The organism is Erwinia tracheiphila, assembly GCF_021365465.1.
In the GTDB taxonomy this organism is placed as follows: Bacteria; Pseudomonadota; Gammaproteobacteria; order Enterobacterales; family Enterobacteriaceae; genus Erwinia; species Erwinia tracheiphila.
In genome coordinates, this window is the sequence record NZ_CP089932.1 from 3,958,284 (window position 1) to 3,973,753 (window position 15,470).

The 15,470-nt window shown below is 54.0% G+C and carries 17 protein-coding genes; 8 read left to right on the forward strand and 9 right to left on the reverse strand.

Features of this window, described 5'->3' with window-relative positions; all coding sequences use genetic code 11:
* Positions 1–14: 14 nt before the first annotated feature.
* From sctL to LU633_RS20700, 9 genes are all read right to left on the reverse strand, one after another.
* Positions 15–599 (reverse strand): type III secretion system stator protein SctL, encoded by a 585-nt coding sequence (gene sctL, locus LU633_RS20660; RefSeq protein ID WP_016191023.1) that lies wholly within the window; start codon positions 597–599, stop codon positions 15–17.
* Entirely contained in the window at positions 593–1,183 is a 591-nt protein-coding gene (locus LU633_RS20665) for a hypothetical protein (RefSeq protein WP_016191022.1), read from the reverse strand. Before LU633_RS20665 ends, sctL begins: the two co-directional genes overlap by 7 nt.
* On the reverse strand, positions 1,176–1,952 hold the full coding sequence (gene sctJ / locus LU633_RS20670; RefSeq protein WP_016191021.1) for a type III secretion system inner membrane ring lipoprotein SctJ: 777 nt from the start codon (positions 1,950–1,952) through the stop codon (positions 1,176–1,178). Before sctJ ends, LU633_RS20665 begins: the two co-directional genes overlap by 8 nt.
* 5 nt (positions 1,953–1,957) lie before the next feature.
* Positions 1,958–2,323 (reverse strand): EscI/YscI/HrpB family type III secretion system inner rod protein, encoded by a 366-nt coding sequence (locus LU633_RS20675; protein WP_016191020.1) that lies wholly within the window; start codon positions 2,321–2,323, stop codon positions 1,958–1,960.
* A gap of 67 nt (positions 2,324–2,390) precedes the next feature.
* Positions 2,391–2,606, reverse strand: coding sequence for a hypothetical protein (locus LU633_RS20680; protein WP_040465546.1), 216 nt, complete (start codon positions 2,604–2,606; stop codon positions 2,391–2,393).
* Between the two features lie 240 nt (positions 2,607–2,846).
* Positions 2,847–3,824, reverse strand: a complete 978-nt coding sequence (locus LU633_RS20685; protein WP_016191018.1) for a sigma 54-interacting transcriptional regulator — start codon at positions 3,822–3,824, stop codon at positions 2,847–2,849.
* A 358-nt stretch (positions 3,825–4,182) separates the two neighbouring features.
* On the reverse strand, positions 4,183–4,824 hold the full coding sequence (locus tag LU633_RS20690) for a response regulator (protein WP_016191017.1): 642 nt from the start codon (positions 4,822–4,824) through the stop codon (positions 4,183–4,185).
* A complete protein-coding gene (locus LU633_RS20695; RefSeq protein ID WP_016191016.1) occupies positions 4,817–6,316 on the reverse strand; it encodes a PAS domain-containing sensor histidine kinase in 1,500 nt (499 codons plus the stop codon). The genes LU633_RS20690 and LU633_RS20695 overlap by 8 nt, the downstream gene beginning before the upstream one ends.
* Before the next feature lie 144 nt (positions 6,317–6,460).
* Positions 6,461–7,009, reverse strand: coding sequence for an RNA polymerase sigma factor (locus LU633_RS20700; protein WP_016191015.1), 549 nt, complete (start codon positions 7,007–7,009; stop codon positions 6,461–6,463).
* 277 nt (positions 7,010–7,286) lie between these two features.
* Here LU633_RS20700 and sctW point away from each other — a divergent pair, with 277 nt between their 5' ends.
* Genes sctW through sctR form a run of 8 tightly spaced genes read left to right on the forward strand, consistent with a single transcriptional unit; the run spans position 7,287 to position 15,463 of the window.
* A complete protein-coding gene (gene sctW / locus LU633_RS20705; protein ID WP_016191014.1) occupies positions 7,287–8,453 on the forward strand; it encodes a type III secretion system gatekeeper subunit SctW in 1,167 nt (388 codons plus the stop codon).
* Positions 8,454–10,607, forward strand: coding sequence for a type III secretion system export apparatus subunit SctV (gene sctV / locus LU633_RS20710; RefSeq protein ID WP_016191013.1), 2,154 nt, complete (start codon positions 8,454–8,456; stop codon positions 10,605–10,607). It abuts the gene before it with no gap.
* Positions 10,586–11,506: a type III secretion system inner membrane ring subunit SctD gene (sctD, locus tag LU633_RS20715; protein ID WP_016191012.1), complete on the forward strand. Its 921-nt coding sequence runs from the start codon at positions 10,586–10,588 to the stop codon at positions 11,504–11,506. Before sctV ends, sctD begins: the two co-directional genes overlap by 22 nt.
* Positions 11,500–12,867, forward strand: coding sequence for a type III secretion system ATPase SctN (sctN, locus tag LU633_RS20720; protein WP_040465545.1), 1,368 nt, complete (start codon positions 11,500–11,502; stop codon positions 12,865–12,867). Before sctD ends, sctN begins: the two co-directional genes overlap by 7 nt.
* Positions 12,851–13,294: a hypothetical protein gene (locus LU633_RS20725; protein WP_016191010.1), complete on the forward strand. Its 444-nt coding sequence runs from the start codon at positions 12,851–12,853 to the stop codon at positions 13,292–13,294. The genes sctN and LU633_RS20725 overlap by 17 nt, the downstream gene beginning before the upstream one ends.
* Complete coding sequence (locus LU633_RS20730) at positions 13,294–13,767, forward strand: type III secretion system HrpP C-terminal domain-containing protein (protein WP_016191009.1); 474 nt, start codon at positions 13,294–13,296, stop codon at positions 13,765–13,767. The genes LU633_RS20725 and LU633_RS20730 overlap by 1 nt, the downstream gene beginning before the upstream one ends.
* The gene (gene sctQ, locus LU633_RS20735) at positions 13,764–14,813 is read left to right on the forward strand and encodes a type III secretion system cytoplasmic ring protein SctQ (RefSeq protein WP_016191008.1); all 1,050 of its coding nucleotides are present in this window, start codon (positions 13,764–13,766) and stop codon (positions 14,811–14,813) included. The genes LU633_RS20730 and sctQ overlap by 4 nt, the downstream gene beginning before the upstream one ends.
* The gene (sctR, locus tag LU633_RS20740) at positions 14,810–15,463 is read left to right on the forward strand and encodes a type III secretion system export apparatus subunit SctR (RefSeq protein ID WP_016191007.1); all 654 of its coding nucleotides are present in this window, start codon (positions 14,810–14,812) and stop codon (positions 15,461–15,463) included. The genes sctQ and sctR overlap by 4 nt, the downstream gene beginning before the upstream one ends.
* Positions 15,464–15,470 lie beyond the last annotated feature (7 nt).

Consider the following 15,470-nt stretch of genomic DNA (forward strand, 5'->3'; position numbering starts at 1 on the left):
GTTTTTCAGGTTAGTTAGCGCTCAGGGGGCATCAGCTGACTTATCGCCTGCTGCCAGTCAAGATACAGTTCGCCCTGTGTGGTGAGCAGCTTCACGCTGTCAGGCTGCAGCGACTCATCCGGCTGCAGTTGCCACGCCAGATGGGCATGGTGTTGCAGCCATGCGGCGACCGTCTCCTGCTGTGAGGGATGGCAGTGCAGGCTTCCCTGGTCAGCTTTGATTTTTTCCCGCAGCAGCTGCCGCAGCAGCGCGGATAACCGCTGGGATTCCGGTACATCTGTCAGCAGCTGTCCCAGCGCCTGGGCCAGGACGCTTTCCACCACCGGCAACACGTCAGCTTCCATGTCTTGCCGCTGTTGCTGCCAGCCTGCCAGCAGTGTGTCAGCCTGCTGCCAGAAGTCCAGCTCCGCTTGCTGTTGCGCACGAAGCCTGATGCTCTGCGCCTCTTCTTCTGCGTCAGCCAGGATCTGTTCAGCCTGCTGGCGGGCCAGCGCAATAATATGCTGGCCCTGCTGCTCCAGCTGCAGCTGTGCCCGGTCAATGACCGGTGACAAATCGTCCTCGCCATTTAACAGGGTGATTCTTCTGCGCGTTAGCATAATGGCTCCTGTGAGGCATACCAAAGCACCGCCTGCCAGAGCGGTAAAAGACGTGGGGGGAAGATACTCAATCCTGGAAGCGCTTCCACCGCCCGTACCCGATCCTGAGGAAATGCCAGTCGTATCCGTCCCCAACAGGCAGGACCAGCACGCTGGCTTAACAGCCACAGGCCATTGATATCGCCATTGTCGGCGGGTAAACCTTCCGCTTCGGTCAGCCACAGACCGGGACGCATTCCCTGCGCAACCCGGCGACACCAGCGTTCCTGCCCGGCAGAAAGTGTGTCGGAGGCGCACCCCCGCCAGCACACTTCCGCTGCCAGACGCAGGGCAAGCTGCTGCTGTTCCATCGCCATCTCCAGCCATGTCAGCAGTTCAGCATCCACCGGGCTGACCGCCGTAGCCAACTGCAGCTGCTGGCAAATCATCGGGTGATGGCTTTGTGCCAGCGCGGCCAGTCTGGCGTCGTCCAGTCGATAAAATGCTGCCTGACGCCACTGTTTGTCGGCAGCTAACCAGCTGTCGATGCACCACCAGCGAAGCCAGCGCAGCGCAGGGTCGTCAGCAGGCAGCATTTCACTCATCCTTACTGGCTTGCGGCTTATTGCGTTGACGGAAGCGTTTCCAGTGCGGCCAGCCAAATACGCCTGCAACGCTGACCAGAATCAGGATGCCAATAAAACCACTCAGCCAGGTCAACTGCGCATCACGCTCCGGGGTAACCATAAATGGACCGAAAGAGACTTCTGGTGGTTTATCCTGGTATGTTTCAGCAGGAACAAACACAATAGCCAGATCTTTATCGGCCCGCCCAGCCAGTCCCGGCAGACTGCTGGCCACCATTTGTCGAATACGCGGTTCGATCACATCGGGATCGAGGTCGGGACGGTACTTAATAAACACCGCCGCGCTGGCAGGCTGTACCGGCTCCCCTGGCGCAATCCGTTCTGGCAGCACCACATGAACGCGAGCAACGATAACGCCGTCAATCTGACTCAGCGTGGACTCCACTTCCTGCGACAGGGCATAAATGTAACGCGCCCTTTCTTCAAGCGGCGTGGAAATTACGCCGTTTTTCTGAAACACTTCACCCAGGTTAGTTCTTGCCGGGCGTGGCAATCCGGCGGCGTCAAGAATATGTACGGCCCGGTTTAATTCGGTAGCATTCACCATCACGGTAATGCCATCTTTATTGGTGCGTTTTTCCGCCTGGATATGATAACGCCCAAGCTCTGCCGCGACTTCGTTCGCGTCGCTTTCTGACAGGCCGTGGTTGAGTTCAACCTGGTCGTTACAGCCGAGCAGCAGAAAAACCAGCAGTAAAAGCAGTACCTTGAAAGATAATTTAGCCATAGGGGTTACTGCAAGTTGGTGAGTTTTTCCAGGCTCTGTACGCCTTTGGCAACCAGTTTTGCGTTGAGCAGACTTTCCAGATAGTAGGAGGACAGTGCGCGGTTAGCATCCATCACAGTTCTTGAATCAAGACTGTGTGACGCCTTTGCCAGTGCCCTGTCAGCCTGATTTGACTGGCCGGAGGCCGTTTCAGACAGACTGGTAATTTTGTTAATCCATGAATCGTTATTCATGCTGTCAGCGGGTTTCGCGGGTGCCTGTAGTGCGGCACTGAACCAGGCAGCATCTGCCGTGCTGCTGGCAGAGGAACTGAGATCATTATCCCCAGCACTGATAGCTAAAGAGGGGGAGTTTCCGATGTTGATTTTCATGGCTCGTCCTCGTCGGCAGCAATAAAAGAACCGGGCGATGGCGCTGGACCACACACCCGGTCATTCATCAGAACTGAATGGATTTAGAGGCATTGTGACCGGAGTTGATCTCTTTGCTCGCAGAGTCCATTTTGCCATCTAAGATAGAGTTATGGGTATCCATCTCAATTTTCACTGCATTAGCTTTTGCAGACTCAAGCGTTGAATGACTCATTGCTCCCTCCATGATTTTTGAAGCTACGCCAGTGCTGCCTGTCATTAAACCTGGTATTAAACCGCTCATATTACTCTCTCCAATTTAATTGATTAGCTTGTGACCTGGAACATCACACAATGTTCGTATAGTAAGTGGTGCTCCCGCGGTATCGGTTCCCACAGCGTGCGAATTTTTCTTTTATTTTTAAGAGGCCTGAGAGAAGGACAAGGTGACCAGTTGCACTATAAAGAACCCCGCATCTGAACGTTTGCATGCGGGGTTCTTCTGCACCGCCCGGTTCGCGGCCAGGTGGTCTCTTGTGGCCTGTTACTGGGTTATAAGGCTGGTAACAACATTTACGTTGAGCAGTTTGATGCGGTGATAGAGCGTGCGCAGGGGCATACCCAGTTCCTGCGCAGCATCATCAATGCTGTTCCCATGGCGAATCAGACAATCATGGATCAGACTTTTTTCAATGCGTCGCATCATTTCTTTCAGCTGAGGCCGATCCTGCGCACTATCACAGGAAAGATTGAGCGGCGGCAGCCCCAGCGCAAAACGCTCGGCAGCGGCTTTGAGTTCACGAATATTCCCCGGCCAGCTATAGCCCAGAAGGCTTTCATAGTGATTCTGGGCGATTTCAGGCGGCGTGATGGCCAGTTCGGCAGCTGCTTTTTCCACGAATGTACGAAACAGCGGAATAATCATTTCAATGCACGAACGCAGTGGCTGCAGATGAATGTTGACGGTGTTAAGACGGAAGTAGAGGTCACGGCGAAAGGCACCACGTTCAACCAGTGTCAGTAACGGCGTTTGCGTCGCCACAATCACCCGCATATTGACAGGCGTGAACCGGGTTCCGCCCAGGCGCTCTACGCCTCTATTTTCAAGCACGCGCAGCATCTTAGCCTGTAATGAGAGAGGCATACTGTCAATTTCATCCAGAAACAGGATGCCGTTGTTTGCCTCTTCCACGTAACCCGCGCGAGCCTGTCCGGCACCAGTGTAAGCGCCGTTATTGATACCAAACAGTTCGCTTTCTGCCAGCGTTTCGGGAATCGCCGCGCAGTTAACCGCTACCAATTTTCCCGTACAGCCGGAAAGTTTGTGAATTTTTCGTGCCAGTGTATCTTTGCCCGTACCAGTTTCCCCCTGTAAGACCAGATCAATTTTTAACGGTGCGACGGTTTTAATCATCTCAGCCAGTGGATCATGTATATCAATGCGTTGTTCTTCTCGCAGAGAAATTTGCTCTACCTCGTAGGGCCACGACCGAAACAAGTGTTCACTATTCCCGATGTTCATAAAAAATTCCCCCTGACCTATCCATTATTTTAATTAACGTCACTCACAAACACAGCAATATTACAGTTAACGTATCTGACATATTATATTACAGTTGAAGTTAAAAAATTTACTTTCTTCTTACACTTATATTAAGAATCGCCCATGCTAACGTTAAAAAACTATCGTCTTATGCTGAAGGTTATGTAAGGGGTTTTCGGGGGGAAGGGTAAGGATCGCCTTACTTTTGGTCAGTGATATGGAAGCGATTACACATCACACTTATGTTAATTAACTGTTAAATAAAAATATTTTCAACACTGAAGAAAGGAGTGAACAACATCGTTCGGTACAACCAGCTAGTAATATAGGAGTATTCTTACGTAATCAAACGATGGCTTATGGCGTATTTCACAATATCCGCATTGGTGGTAAACATCATTTTTTCCATTAAGCGCGCTTTATGGGTGCTGACGGTTTTATTGCTGATCGCCAGTGCTTCAGCAATGTTATTAACCCCCTCACCCCGCGCCAGCATCAGCATGATTTGCATCTCACGAGCCGTCAGACGTTCGTGCAGCACTTCCCCTTGATGAGTGTATTCGTCAAAGACAATCTGTTCTGCAAGCTCGTGGTCGATAAAGCGCTGGCCCCGCGCAACGCGGTGGATGGCGGCAAGCAGCGTTTCCGGGTCGTTATCCTTGGTAATGTAGCCGAGCGCGCCGCATTTCAGCACGCGCCGCGCAATTTGTGGTTCGCTGTACATGGTCAGGATCAGAATTGGCAGTTTCGGATACTGCAGATGAATACGGGTAATCAGATCTTCACCACACAGCCCCGGCATACTCATATCCAGCAGCAGCAGATCAACCTGTTCGCTGCGCAAGCCTTCCATCACCTGCGCACCGTTTCCGGCCTCTGCCACCACCACCAGACGCTCATCAAGTGAAAAAATCTGTTTCAATCCCTCACGCATGATGACATGGTCATCCACAACCATCAGGCGAATATTATTATCCATTGTATATTTCAAAATCCTCAATGTTATTAGCAACCTGATCCAACGGGATAGTGAGAGTAACCCGGGTGCCCACCGAAGGATGACTTTCAATTTCCACGTTTCCCCCTAACATCCGCCCACGCTCTCGCATGCCCATTAAACCAAACGAATTATCTTTACGCTTATCGCAGCACTCAAAACCACGCCCGTTATCGCGCACGGTAAGCACAACAGCGTTAGTCTGACGAACAATCAGGATAATCACTTCGGTGGCCTGAGCATGGCGCGAAATATTGGTTAAGGATTCCTGCGCCACCCGGAACGCGGCCGTTGCCTGTTCGTCATTCAGCCGCACTTCCTGTTCAGGTGCGATTAAACGGCAACAGCAGCCAATATGACGGCTGATAAATTCATCGCGTAGCCATTCCAGCGCCGGTGTTAAACCCATATCCAGCACGTTAGGTCGCAGTCGGGTAGCAACATTTCGTACTACCTGAATGGTCTTGTCCGTCAGCCCCATCAGATGCATGACCCGCTCGTGCAGCTGAGAATTATCTTTACCAAACTGAATACGCAGCAGTGAGATACCCATGCGCAACGAGGTTAAGTGCTGACCCAGCTCGTCGTGAATTTCACGGGCGATGCGTTTGCGCTCTTCCTCGCGTGAAACCTCACGCTGTCGCGCCAGCAAACGTAAGCGCATATGAGAGTGCTCCAGCCGTTTTTCCGCATTATGAATGGCGGTGATATCGCGTCCCACCACCATCACGGAAATAAGCTGGCCATTGCAATCAAATTCCGGCACGCAGCGGGTATGATTGACCACCGTGCCTTCCGACAGCCGACTGTCTGACTCCACCAGTTCTCCTTCTGCCTCAGTCTGGCTGGCGATAACCTCACTGATAAGGCGTTCAATATGCCGGACGCAGGACAGATCCCCCAACTTCTCACGCAGACTACGTCCCCGAAATTCTTCTGCGGTAAGGCGCAATTGCCGCAGCGCCGCCGGGTTGGCATACTCACATTTAAGGCTGGTATTAAAACGCACTACCATATCCGGTGAGTTCTCAACCAGTACCCGGAATTCCTGTTCCCGCACATGAGTCATTTGCTCAAGATACTTGCGCTCTCTGATATCCTTTACCACGCACATGCTGTAATTGCTCTCTTCATAGACAAAAGGATTGGAACTGACTTCAACGGGGATCATCATTCCGTTTTTATTTTTATGGCTGGTTTCAAAGGTGAATACTCCACCACCGCTTTGCTCCCGCACCCGCTTCCACATAGCATGGATATCTTCGACTCCCCACACCGGATCAATGTCGGTGAAGCTCTTTTCCAGCAGTTCTTCACTGCTATAGCCCAACATTCGGCATGCTTCGTCGTTGACGTAGAAAAAACGGGTCTGACTGTCAACCAGATAGACTGCATCTCTCACCATGTTCAGTGCAAACTCGACCAATTTGAGTGGCTCACTACTGGTCATCAACTGTCGCTCGGAAAATTGCATCTCGTCTCCTTTCGGTAAACAGTGCCTACCCGGACTGACGCACGATGCAGCATTGCAGTCGCGCGTCGAGGCGTGCCCGCACAGCAAAACAGGACATGTTGCAAATCACTTTACGATTTAGCGAATTTTCCGTCCATCCTGATTTCAGGAAAATACTGACTGTTTTAGCAAAACACGAACCCGCGACAGACGCGAACGCACCGTGCCAATAGGAATGTTTAAATCAGCAGCGATATCCTGATAGCTGCCGTCTTTCTCCACCAGAATACTCAGCAGATTGCGCGTGTCTTCCGGCAGTACCGCAATGGAACTCAGTGTGGAGTGCAAAATACGTTGATGTTCAGTGATATCGCTGGGGTCGTCGCCCTGCGTCAGCACAATGTCATCTTCCAGTTCGTCGTAACGAGGACGGCAGGACTGCAGACGAAAATGGTTACGGATGAGGTTAAGCGCGATGCCAAATACCCAGGTCTCGGGACGTGAGGCCCCGGCAAACTTGTCACGATTACGAAATACTTCCAGCCAGGTCATCTGTACCAGGTCTTCTGCATCTTCACGATGAGAAACACGCTTACGGATGAAATGATGTACGCGACGACCGTGTTCACGAAAGATTCCCTCCCAATCGATGTTCATCGCGACAGTATTATTGCCCGGTAACTGTTCTGTGGACTGCAAGTGAATTTCTGACATAACAAGCTCCATTACTTTACCCATTGTGCCACAGCGGCATTAGGGCTATAGCAAAGCCTGTGCCAAACAGAAAAAACAAAATAACTAATTGTTTTTTTTATCTATTCATTTTTTATCGCTCGTAATTTATGGCAATTTCTTGCCAGGGTTACGGCGTCAAATTTGCAACTAGTTGCAAAGTGCCTCGCTGACTTTTTCAGGCAACAAAATCTGCAGGGAACCACTGCGCTAATCACGCCACACATTGGAAAAAAGTCTCATAATTGAGGTCGCCAGGATGAAAATCACTCCTGTTATACCCGGCATTCAGCCGACGCATTCACTGTCGGTTGGCGACGTGGAAGATGCACTGCCCCCAGTCAGTGTTGCGCCCGCGGCGGCCACAGGCACGTCTTCACGCATGCCTGCGTCTCCGCTGGAAGATTCCATGGAAGAAGTGTCAATGACCTTCGCCGAACACGTTGAACGCAAAAGTAAGGCACTGAACCAGCGGAAAATCGCGGCACAACGCGGCAACCGTGCCATGCAGCACATCGAACGTATTGAGAAATTAGATGAGTTACTGAAACTGCTGGAACACCCACAGCATGCACAGCTGGAAACGCAAAACCAGAAGATGCAAACGCTGCTGCAAAAGAACGGCTCCCCCGATCTTGACGAGCTGTTAAACGCCGCTGGCAATGACCCTGCGCGCTGTGACGTACTACTGCGCCACACGCTGCTTCAGGCCCAGCGCACGCAAAATACCGAGCTGGCCAGTAACGCAACCAAAAGCCTTCAGCTGCTGCATCAGGAAAAAGGGGCCGAAGTCAACGCCGGATTAAACACCGCCAGCGCCATTGCCAGTTTCAGTACCGACCCAACCCAGAAACAAGCAATGCGTCAGCTGTACTACCAAACCATTGTTCACCTGCAGTCCGGTAACGCTATGCTGGAAGCCTTGTTGAGCAGCTTTGGTAGCGTGCATTTCAATCAGGGGTTACGCACCTTACAGCGTGCGCTGGCCGACGATATTGCCGCACACAGTTCTTCTATTCCACGTCGTGCGCTGCAAAAAATTCTCACCAGCCTGCAGGACGCCGGCAATATCAGCCAGACACTCACCGCCAGCAAAATTCTGCTGAAGCGCTTGGCAGGAAAGCTGCCTGACGTCAGTTTCAGCCCGCTGGAACTGACCCGCCGCCTGCTTAACCTGAGCGGCAACGGCGCTTACCTGCGCGATCTGCAAAATCTCGCACACGATGTGGCAGGCCAGCATCCCCGGCACCAGGTGCTGTTCCTCAGCGGACTGGTGCCACTGGTCTATCACCTGCCGATGGGCCTGTGGCGCGACGATAAAAGTAAAAATCGCCAGATGGCGTTAAATCTGCTGCGCACGGTGATCAGCGACTACACTGCTCATGAACCGCGTGCCACCTTGTCACAACCCAGGGTGGCGTTATAAATGAGTTCTCTGTTTGTCTGGCTAAACCGCCTCGCCATCAGCGCCATGCAGCGCTCAGAAGTGGTGGGGGCAACGATTGTCATGTCGATCGTTTTCATGATGATCATTCCGCTTCCCACCAGCCTGATCGATGTGCTGATTGCACTCAACATTTGTATTTCATCGCTGCTGATCGTGCTGGCGATGTATCTGCCGAAACCGCTGGCGTTCTCGACATTTCCGTCGGTCCTGCTGCTAACCACCATGTTTCGCCTGGCGCTGTCAATTTCCACCACCCGACAAATCCTGCTGCAACAGGACGCCGGACATATCGTTGAAGCCTTCGGTAACTTCGTGGTCGGCGGCAACCTTGCCGTGGGTTTGGTTATCTTTTTGATCCTGACCGTGGTGAACTTTCTGGTTATCACTAAGGGTTCTGAACGCGTGGCGGAGGTTGCCGCGCGCTTCACCCTGGACGCGATGCCGGGCAAACAAATGTCCATCGACAGTGACCTGCGCGCCGGCCTGATTGAAGCGCACCAGGCACGCCAGCGCAGGGAAAACCTGGCAAAAGAGAGCCAGCTTTTCGGTGCAATGGACGGTGCCATGAAGTTTGTTAAGGGCGATGCCATTGCCGGACTGGTCATTGTCTTTATCAACATGATCGGCGGCTTCGCTATCGGCGTACTGCAAAACGGTATGGACACCAGCGCGGCGATGCATATCTATTCGGTCCTGACCATCGGTGACGGCCTGATTGCACAGATCCCCGCCCTGCTTATCTCACTGACCGCCGGGATGATTATCACCCGCGTGTCCGCAGACGGCCAGCAGGTTGATGCCAATATCGGTCGCGAAATTGCCGAGCAGCTGACCAGCCAGCCGAAAGCCTGGATCATGTCTGCCGCCGGTATGCTGGGCTTTGCCCTGCTGCCGGGCATGCCAACTGCGGTGTTTTTGATTATCAGTGCGGTGGCACTCGGCAGCGGGCTGTTCCAGCTATGGCGAACAAAGCAGGAAACGACCCAGCAGGAAGCCAATCAGCGCCAGGCACAGCAGCTGCCACCGGAAGAAAATGGTTATCAGGATTTGCGCCGCTTTAACCCAACGCGCGCCTATCTGTTGCAGTTCAGCCTGAACCACGCCGGCAGCGAGTCGGCATCGGCACTGATTCAAAATATCCGTCGCCTGCGCAATCGTCTGGTTTACAACTTCGGTTTTACCCTGCCTAGCTTCGATATTGAATTTTCACCGATGCTGGCCGATGACGAGTTCCGCTTCTGTGTATATGAAATTCCGCTGGTGACCGCCACTTTCGCCGTGGAAGAAAAGGCGGTGCGAAAAAACAACGTGGAAACCTGGCTTGCTGAACATGCCGACGAACCCACGCATCCGATGATGCCTGGGTTGGCAGAACGGGATGAAACTCACTGGTACTGGCTGCAGCCACAGCATCCTCTGCTGCAACAGGACGATCAGCGTTCGCTGAAGGCCGAGCAGTTGATCATGCTGCGGATGGAGCAGGCTATCCATCAGAGTGGTTCACAGTTTATCGGCCTGCAGGAAAGCAAATCCATCCTCAACTGGCTGGAAAGCGAGCAACCGGAACTGGCTCAGGAACTGCAGCGCATTATGCCGCTCTCCCGCTTTGCTGCCGTATTACAGCGGCTGGCATCTGAACGTATTCCACTGCGTTCGGTACGTACCATCGCTGAAACCCTGATTGAGCACGGCCAGCACGAACGTGAAAGCACCGCCCTGGCCGACTTCGTGCGTATTGCGCTGAAGGAACATATCTGCCACCAGTATCTGCAACCTAACGGGCTGGATGTCTGGCTGCTGACGCCGGAAACAGAAGAGCTGCTGCGCGACTCACTGCGTCAGACGCAGAGCGAAACATTCTTCTCACTGGCGCATGAATATGGTATCAGCATGCTGCACCAGATGCGCCAGGCCTTCCCGGCTTATAACAATACACAGGCGCTTATCCTTGTTGCCCAGGATTTACGCAGTCCGCTGCGCGGTCTGCTGAAAGATGAGTTCCACGCCGTACCGGTCCTTTCTTTTGCTGAATTGACCAGCAACATTGCCATTAATGTGCTGGGTCGGTTCGATTTACAACAATCACCGCCCGACCTCCAGGAGGATGACTCATGCATGAATTACGAGTACTGACCGGGCTGCACCGCGGTGCAGCGTTGCCCCTGAGTGGCGAACAATGGTGGATTGGTGCCGCAGAGGATGCGGATCTTGCCCTGTACGATCCGGGAATTAAAGATCGCCATTGTCAGCTGTTAAAAACCTTGCACGGCTGGGCCGTGAAGGCACTGGAAGGACCATTGAACGATAATGAAGGGCGGCGCTGTGAGGAGCTGACCGATCTGAAACCCGGCACAGCCTTTGCGCTAGGGCATATCTGGTTAAGCATCGTCAGTGCGGCAACACCCTGGCCGGAAGAGCCGGTGGAAGCAGTCCAGGAAGAGGCTGCTGAACCGACCCTGGCCGAAACCGCAGAGGTCCCTTCTGCCGTCGAGCCCACCAGGTCGGTCAAAGAACCGCTGCCGTTATGGGTAAAAGCGATTTACCTGCTGTTGGCCCTGCTGCTGGTGATGATGCTGGAAAGCTGGTTATTCAATGCCAGTGAGGCTTCTCCTTCCGCGCCTCCGGCACCAGGGAAACCCCCGCTTGCAGGGGTGGATCGCACCCGCCGGATACTGACCAGCATGCTGCTGGATCGGGGGCTGGATAAGCGCGTGACGCTGACGTCTGATAAAAACAACATCACCATGACAGGCAATCTCAGCGATGAAGACAATCAGCGTTTGCAACGCATGATGCGCACCCTTTATCACCATTATGACGTCCGCCAAATCATTCATAATGAAGCCAGCACCATCAGTTCGCACCTGCCGTTTAATATCGTGCAGATCACCAGTGGCCCGCACGCCAATATTGTGACCGACGGCGGGCAGCGTATTTTTATCGGCGATGAAGTCGATCAGCTGCGCCTGGTGGCGATCAATACTGACAGTATTGAATTTGCCGGACGCGAAAGCATCAGGGTGAAATGGTAATGAGCGCGCTGCAACAGGATCTGGCGCACTGGGCGCAGCATCAGCGCCAGCGTTTTAGCAGCTATGCGCCGGTCAGGCGCTACGGCAGAGTGACCGGTATCAGCGGTATTCTGATCGAGTGCAGTCTGCCGGATGCGCGTATCGGTGATTTATGCCGTATTCTGCGCAGTGACGGCGGCAGTGTGCTGTCAGAGATTGTCGGCTTCAGCCCGGAAAAAATTCTGCTGTCGGCGCTGGGTGCGCTGGACGGTATTTCCCAGGGTGCCACAATCATCCCGCTTTATCTACCGCACAGTATCTGTGTCAGCGATCGCCTGCTTGGCAGCGTGCTGGATGGCTTTGGCCGACCACTGGAGCCGGGCGGCCACAGTGCCTTTGCCGAACCGGGCACCGACGTACGTGCCGTGCCAGTGCTCAGTGACGCTCCCCCGCCCACCGAACGCCCACGCATCAATAGCCCGTTGCCAACCGGCCTGCGGGCCATTGATGGCTTGCTGACTATCGGTAACGGACAACGGGTTGGGATCTTTGCCGGGGCAGGCTGCGGTAAAACCACGCTGCTGGCGGAACTGGCGCGTAACACGCCTTGCGACGTGATTGTGTTTGGGCTGATTGGTGAACGTGGTCGTGAACTGCGGGAATTTCTCGATCACGAGCTGGATGACGAATTACGCAGTCGGACCGTGCTGCTGTGCGCCACCTCCGACCGTAGTAGTATGGAGCGCGCGCGGGCTGCCTTTACCGCCACCGCTATTGCCGAAGCCTTTCGCACGGAAGGCAAAAGCGTCCTGCTGATTGTCGATTCACTAACCCGTTTCGCCCGCGCCCAGCGTGAAATTGGCCTTGCGCTGGGTGAGCCGCCGGGACGCGGTGGCCTGCCGCCCTCGGTTTATACCCTGCTGCCGCGGCTGGTGGAGCGTGCAGGACAAACCACCCAGGGCGCAATTACCGCCCTCTATTCGGTGCTTATTGAGCAGGACTCCATGAATGATCCGGTTGCCGATGAGGTTCGCTCGCTGATTGATGGCCATATCGTTCTCAGCCGCCGTCTGGCGGAACAAAATCACTATCCCGCCATCGACATCCTTGCCAGCCTCAGCCGAACCATGAGCAATGTGGTTCCGCGTGAACATATGAGACAGGCAGGACAGATCCGCAGCCTGATGGCAGCCTACAAGCAGGTGGAAATGCTTATTCGCCTTGGTGAGTACCAGCCAGGTAATGACATCCTGACCGATGCCGCCGTCAATGCGAATGACGTTATTAACCGCTTTCTGCGCCAGTCCATGCGCGAACCTGACGATTTAGGCCAGATCCTCAGCCAACTTGCGGAGGTCAGCGCCCATGCCCCGGATTATTGATGAATTTGAAGCAGAGCCGGACAGTCAGCGCCTCAGCCTGCAACAGGCGCTGAACGTGCTGATGCCGATTCGCCGCCAGCGGCTTAATCGTGCACAGCGTGTGCAGCGCCAGCAGCACACGCTGCTGACGCAGGCCCGTGAACAAAAACAGGCCGAAGAAGAACAGCTGGTCCAGGAGCAGGAGCACTACCTTGAACAACGCGAACGCTTACAGCAGCAATCCTCGCGGGAAAAACTCACCCGTCATCTGAACAACGAGATGACCGCGCTGCAGGCGGTAGGTAAGCAGCAACAGCAATGTTACCAGGCGGAACATGCCTGTGAACAAGCACAGGCTGAACTGGAACGGGCCACGCAGTGGGCGCGTGAACAACAAAAAGCAGTGGAAAAGCTGCAATATTTATCTGAACACCTGGAGGATGCGTGATGAATATATCGGGATACCCTGAGCGAGTGCCACCACCCCGGCGCCAGACACAGCCGGATGAGCGCTATCGTGAACGTATATCGGCAGCCCGCCTGCGCCATCAGGATAACAAAGAGACGCTGACGGCGCCAGGCTCACTGTTTTACACCAGCGCCAACGAATTTACGTCGGAAGCGCTGACCGTTCAGGACGAAGCGCCCTCTCCTGACTGGCAGAAGCTGCACGATGAACTGCACGAGAAGATTGCCAACAATGCCGATGAAGACTGTGCCTTCACCCTTATTTTACCAGAAGCGGGGGAGGTGGATGTGACGCTGGCACGCGGTCGACCAGTGGGTTGGGAAATTTCACTGCGGTTTGCCCCGCAGGTATGCCGCTGGTGGCAGAGTCGTGAAATCCAGTGCCGCCGCCAGTTGAGCCAGTCTCTGGCCGCTCCGGTACGTTTACGCATTGAGCAGGTAAACACAGTATGAATAACCACAGCCCACTGCATTTTCCCCGCTTCAGCCGCGCCGCCGCACGATCGCAAAATCAGCTGGCACGCGGGTATTACTTCCCGTTCAGCCTTGGCGAGGAGGCAGGTACGTTGTATCTCCTGCCCGGCGGAGAATCGCGCCCGCAGGCACTGAGCCACTGGCAGGGTGCGCTGGGCTATTTTGCGCTGGACGAGGGCATGCCGCTGCTCAATATGCTGTCACTGTCGCCGCTGGCGTTGCCCGAGAACGTGAGCGAAGAAGACGACTGGCAGTGGGCGTTATTCAATCAGTATTTCAGTGGGGAACTGGCACAGCTGTTTGGACCACTCAAACCCAGTGAGCCACAGGAACAGGGGCAGTTATGTTTGCGGCTGCATGTCAGAGTCGGCGAGCGCCACGCAGAGTGTCCGTTGTATCTCAGCCATGAGCGCCTGTCACACTGGCTGAATCAGCCCGGCTGGCAGTGCAGCCAGGGCGCGTTGCCCAAGGGGCTGGTCTATACTCAGCCACTGGTACTGGGACGCCTTACCCTGAGCACGCTCCAGCTGCAGGCTCTGAATACGGGCGATGTTGTGGTTCCTCCGGTGAAGTATTTTACCCCGGATGGTCAGGGTAGCCTGATCCTTGCCGGGCAGCAGTTACACGGCGAGTTACAGTTGCCTCACCATTTTTTGCTTAATCATCTGGAGAGTACCGCCTTGAACCCACATGCTGCTGATGAATTTTATGATGATGAACACGCGCAAGAGTACGCTGAGGAAGAACACGGTGAAGAAACCTACGCGAATGACGCTCCCTCCCCGCAGCTAACCTCACTGCCGCTGTCGCTGGAAGTTCGCTGCGGCCGCACCCGTGTGACGCTGGGCGAGCTGCAACAGTTGCGTGCGGGCAGCGTGCTGACGCTGGAAAATGTCACGCCGGGTGAAGCGGGTTTGTATCACGGTGAAACGCTGATTGCCCGTGGTGAGCTGGTGGATGTGGAAGGCCATCTTGGATTACAACTCACCCAACTGCTGCTGAACGCGCAGCAGGAGGCAGGATGAATACAGAACAATTTGATCCGATGACCTTTGCCCTGTTTCTTGGGGCACTTTCACTGATTCCCATGCTGATGATCGTCTGCACCTGTTTTTTAAAAATATCCATGGTGTTGTTGATCACCCGCAACGCCATCGGCGTACAGCAGGTGCCGCCGAATATGGCGCTTTACGGCATTGCGCTGGCCGCCACGCTGTTTGTGATGGCCCCGGTATTTAATCAGATGCAGCACCAGTTCAGCCAGGCACCTGCTGATTTATCCAGCATGGACAACCTCAAAACCAGTATGACCAACGGAGTGGCACCGTTACAAAAATTTATGACGCACAACACCGATCCCGACATTTTGATCCATTTGCAGGAAAACAGCATGCGCATGTGGCCGAAAGAGATGTCGGACAATGTCAGCAAAGATAACCTGCTGCTGGTGATCCCGGCATTTGTGCTGTCGGAATTACAGGCGGGCTTTAAGATCGGCTTTTTAATTTATATCCCGTTTATCGTTATCGATCTGATTGTTTCTAACGTGCTACTGGCGCTGGGTATGCAAATGGTCGCGCCAATGACCCTGTCGCTACCGCTAAAAATGCTGCTGTTTGTGCTGATCAATGGCTGGACTCGCCTGCTCGACGGCTTATTTTACAGTTACCTTTGAGGCACGC

What these genes read in the sequence shown, in the direction of transcription:
- LU633_RS20685 (WP_016191018.1), bottom strand. Translation starts at nt 3,824, where the DNA reads ATGAACATCGGGAATAGTGAACACTTGTTTCGGTCGTGGCCCTACGAG.
- sctD (WP_016191012.1), top strand. Translation starts at nt 10,586, where the DNA reads ATGCATGAATTACGAGTACTGACCGGGCTGCACCGCGGTGCAGCGTTG.
- LU633_RS20730 (WP_016191009.1), top strand. Translation starts at nt 13,294, where the DNA reads ATGAATATATCGGGATACCCTGAGCGAGTGCCACCACCCCGGCGCCAG.
- LU633_RS20695 (WP_016191016.1), bottom strand. Translation starts at nt 6,316, where the DNA reads ATGCAATTTTCCGAGCGACAGTTGATGACCAGTAGTGAGCCACTCAAA.
- sctR (WP_016191007.1), top strand. Translation starts at nt 14,810, where the DNA reads ATGAATACAGAACAATTTGATCCGATGACCTTTGCCCTGTTTCTTGGG.
- LU633_RS20725 (WP_016191010.1), top strand. Translation starts at nt 12,851, where the DNA reads ATGCCCCGGATTATTGATGAATTTGAAGCAGAGCCGGACAGTCAGCGC.
- sctL (WP_016191023.1), bottom strand. Translation starts at nt 599, where the DNA reads ATGCTAACGCGCAGAAGAATCACCCTGTTAAATGGCGAGGACGATTTG.
- LU633_RS20675 (WP_016191020.1), bottom strand. Translation starts at nt 2,323, where the DNA reads ATGAAAATCAACATCGGAAACTCCCCCTCTTTAGCTATCAGTGCTGGG.
- sctJ (WP_016191021.1), bottom strand. Translation starts at nt 1,952, where the DNA reads ATGGCTAAATTATCTTTCAAGGTACTGCTTTTACTGCTGGTTTTTCTG.
- LU633_RS20665 (WP_016191022.1), bottom strand. Translation starts at nt 1,183, where the DNA reads ATGAGTGAAATGCTGCCTGCTGACGACCCTGCGCTGCGCTGGCTTCGC.
- sctW (WP_016191014.1), top strand. Translation starts at nt 7,287, where the DNA reads ATGAAAATCACTCCTGTTATACCCGGCATTCAGCCGACGCATTCACTG.
- sctV (WP_016191013.1), top strand. Translation starts at nt 8,454, where the DNA reads ATGAGTTCTCTGTTTGTCTGGCTAAACCGCCTCGCCATCAGCGCCATG.
- sctN (WP_040465545.1), top strand. Translation starts at nt 11,500, where the DNA reads ATGGTAATGAGCGCGCTGCAACAGGATCTGGCGCACTGGGCGCAGCAT.
- LU633_RS20680 (WP_040465546.1), bottom strand. Translation starts at nt 2,606, where the DNA reads ATGAGCGGTTTAATACCAGGTTTAATGACAGGCAGCACTGGCGTAGCT.
- sctQ (WP_016191008.1), top strand. Translation starts at nt 13,764, where the DNA reads ATGAATAACCACAGCCCACTGCATTTTCCCCGCTTCAGCCGCGCCGCC.
- LU633_RS20700 (WP_016191015.1), bottom strand. Translation starts at nt 7,009, where the DNA reads ATGTCAGAAATTCACTTGCAGTCCACAGAACAGTTACCGGGCAATAAT.
- LU633_RS20690 (WP_016191017.1), bottom strand. Translation starts at nt 4,824, where the DNA reads ATGGATAATAATATTCGCCTGATGGTTGTGGATGACCATGTCATCATG.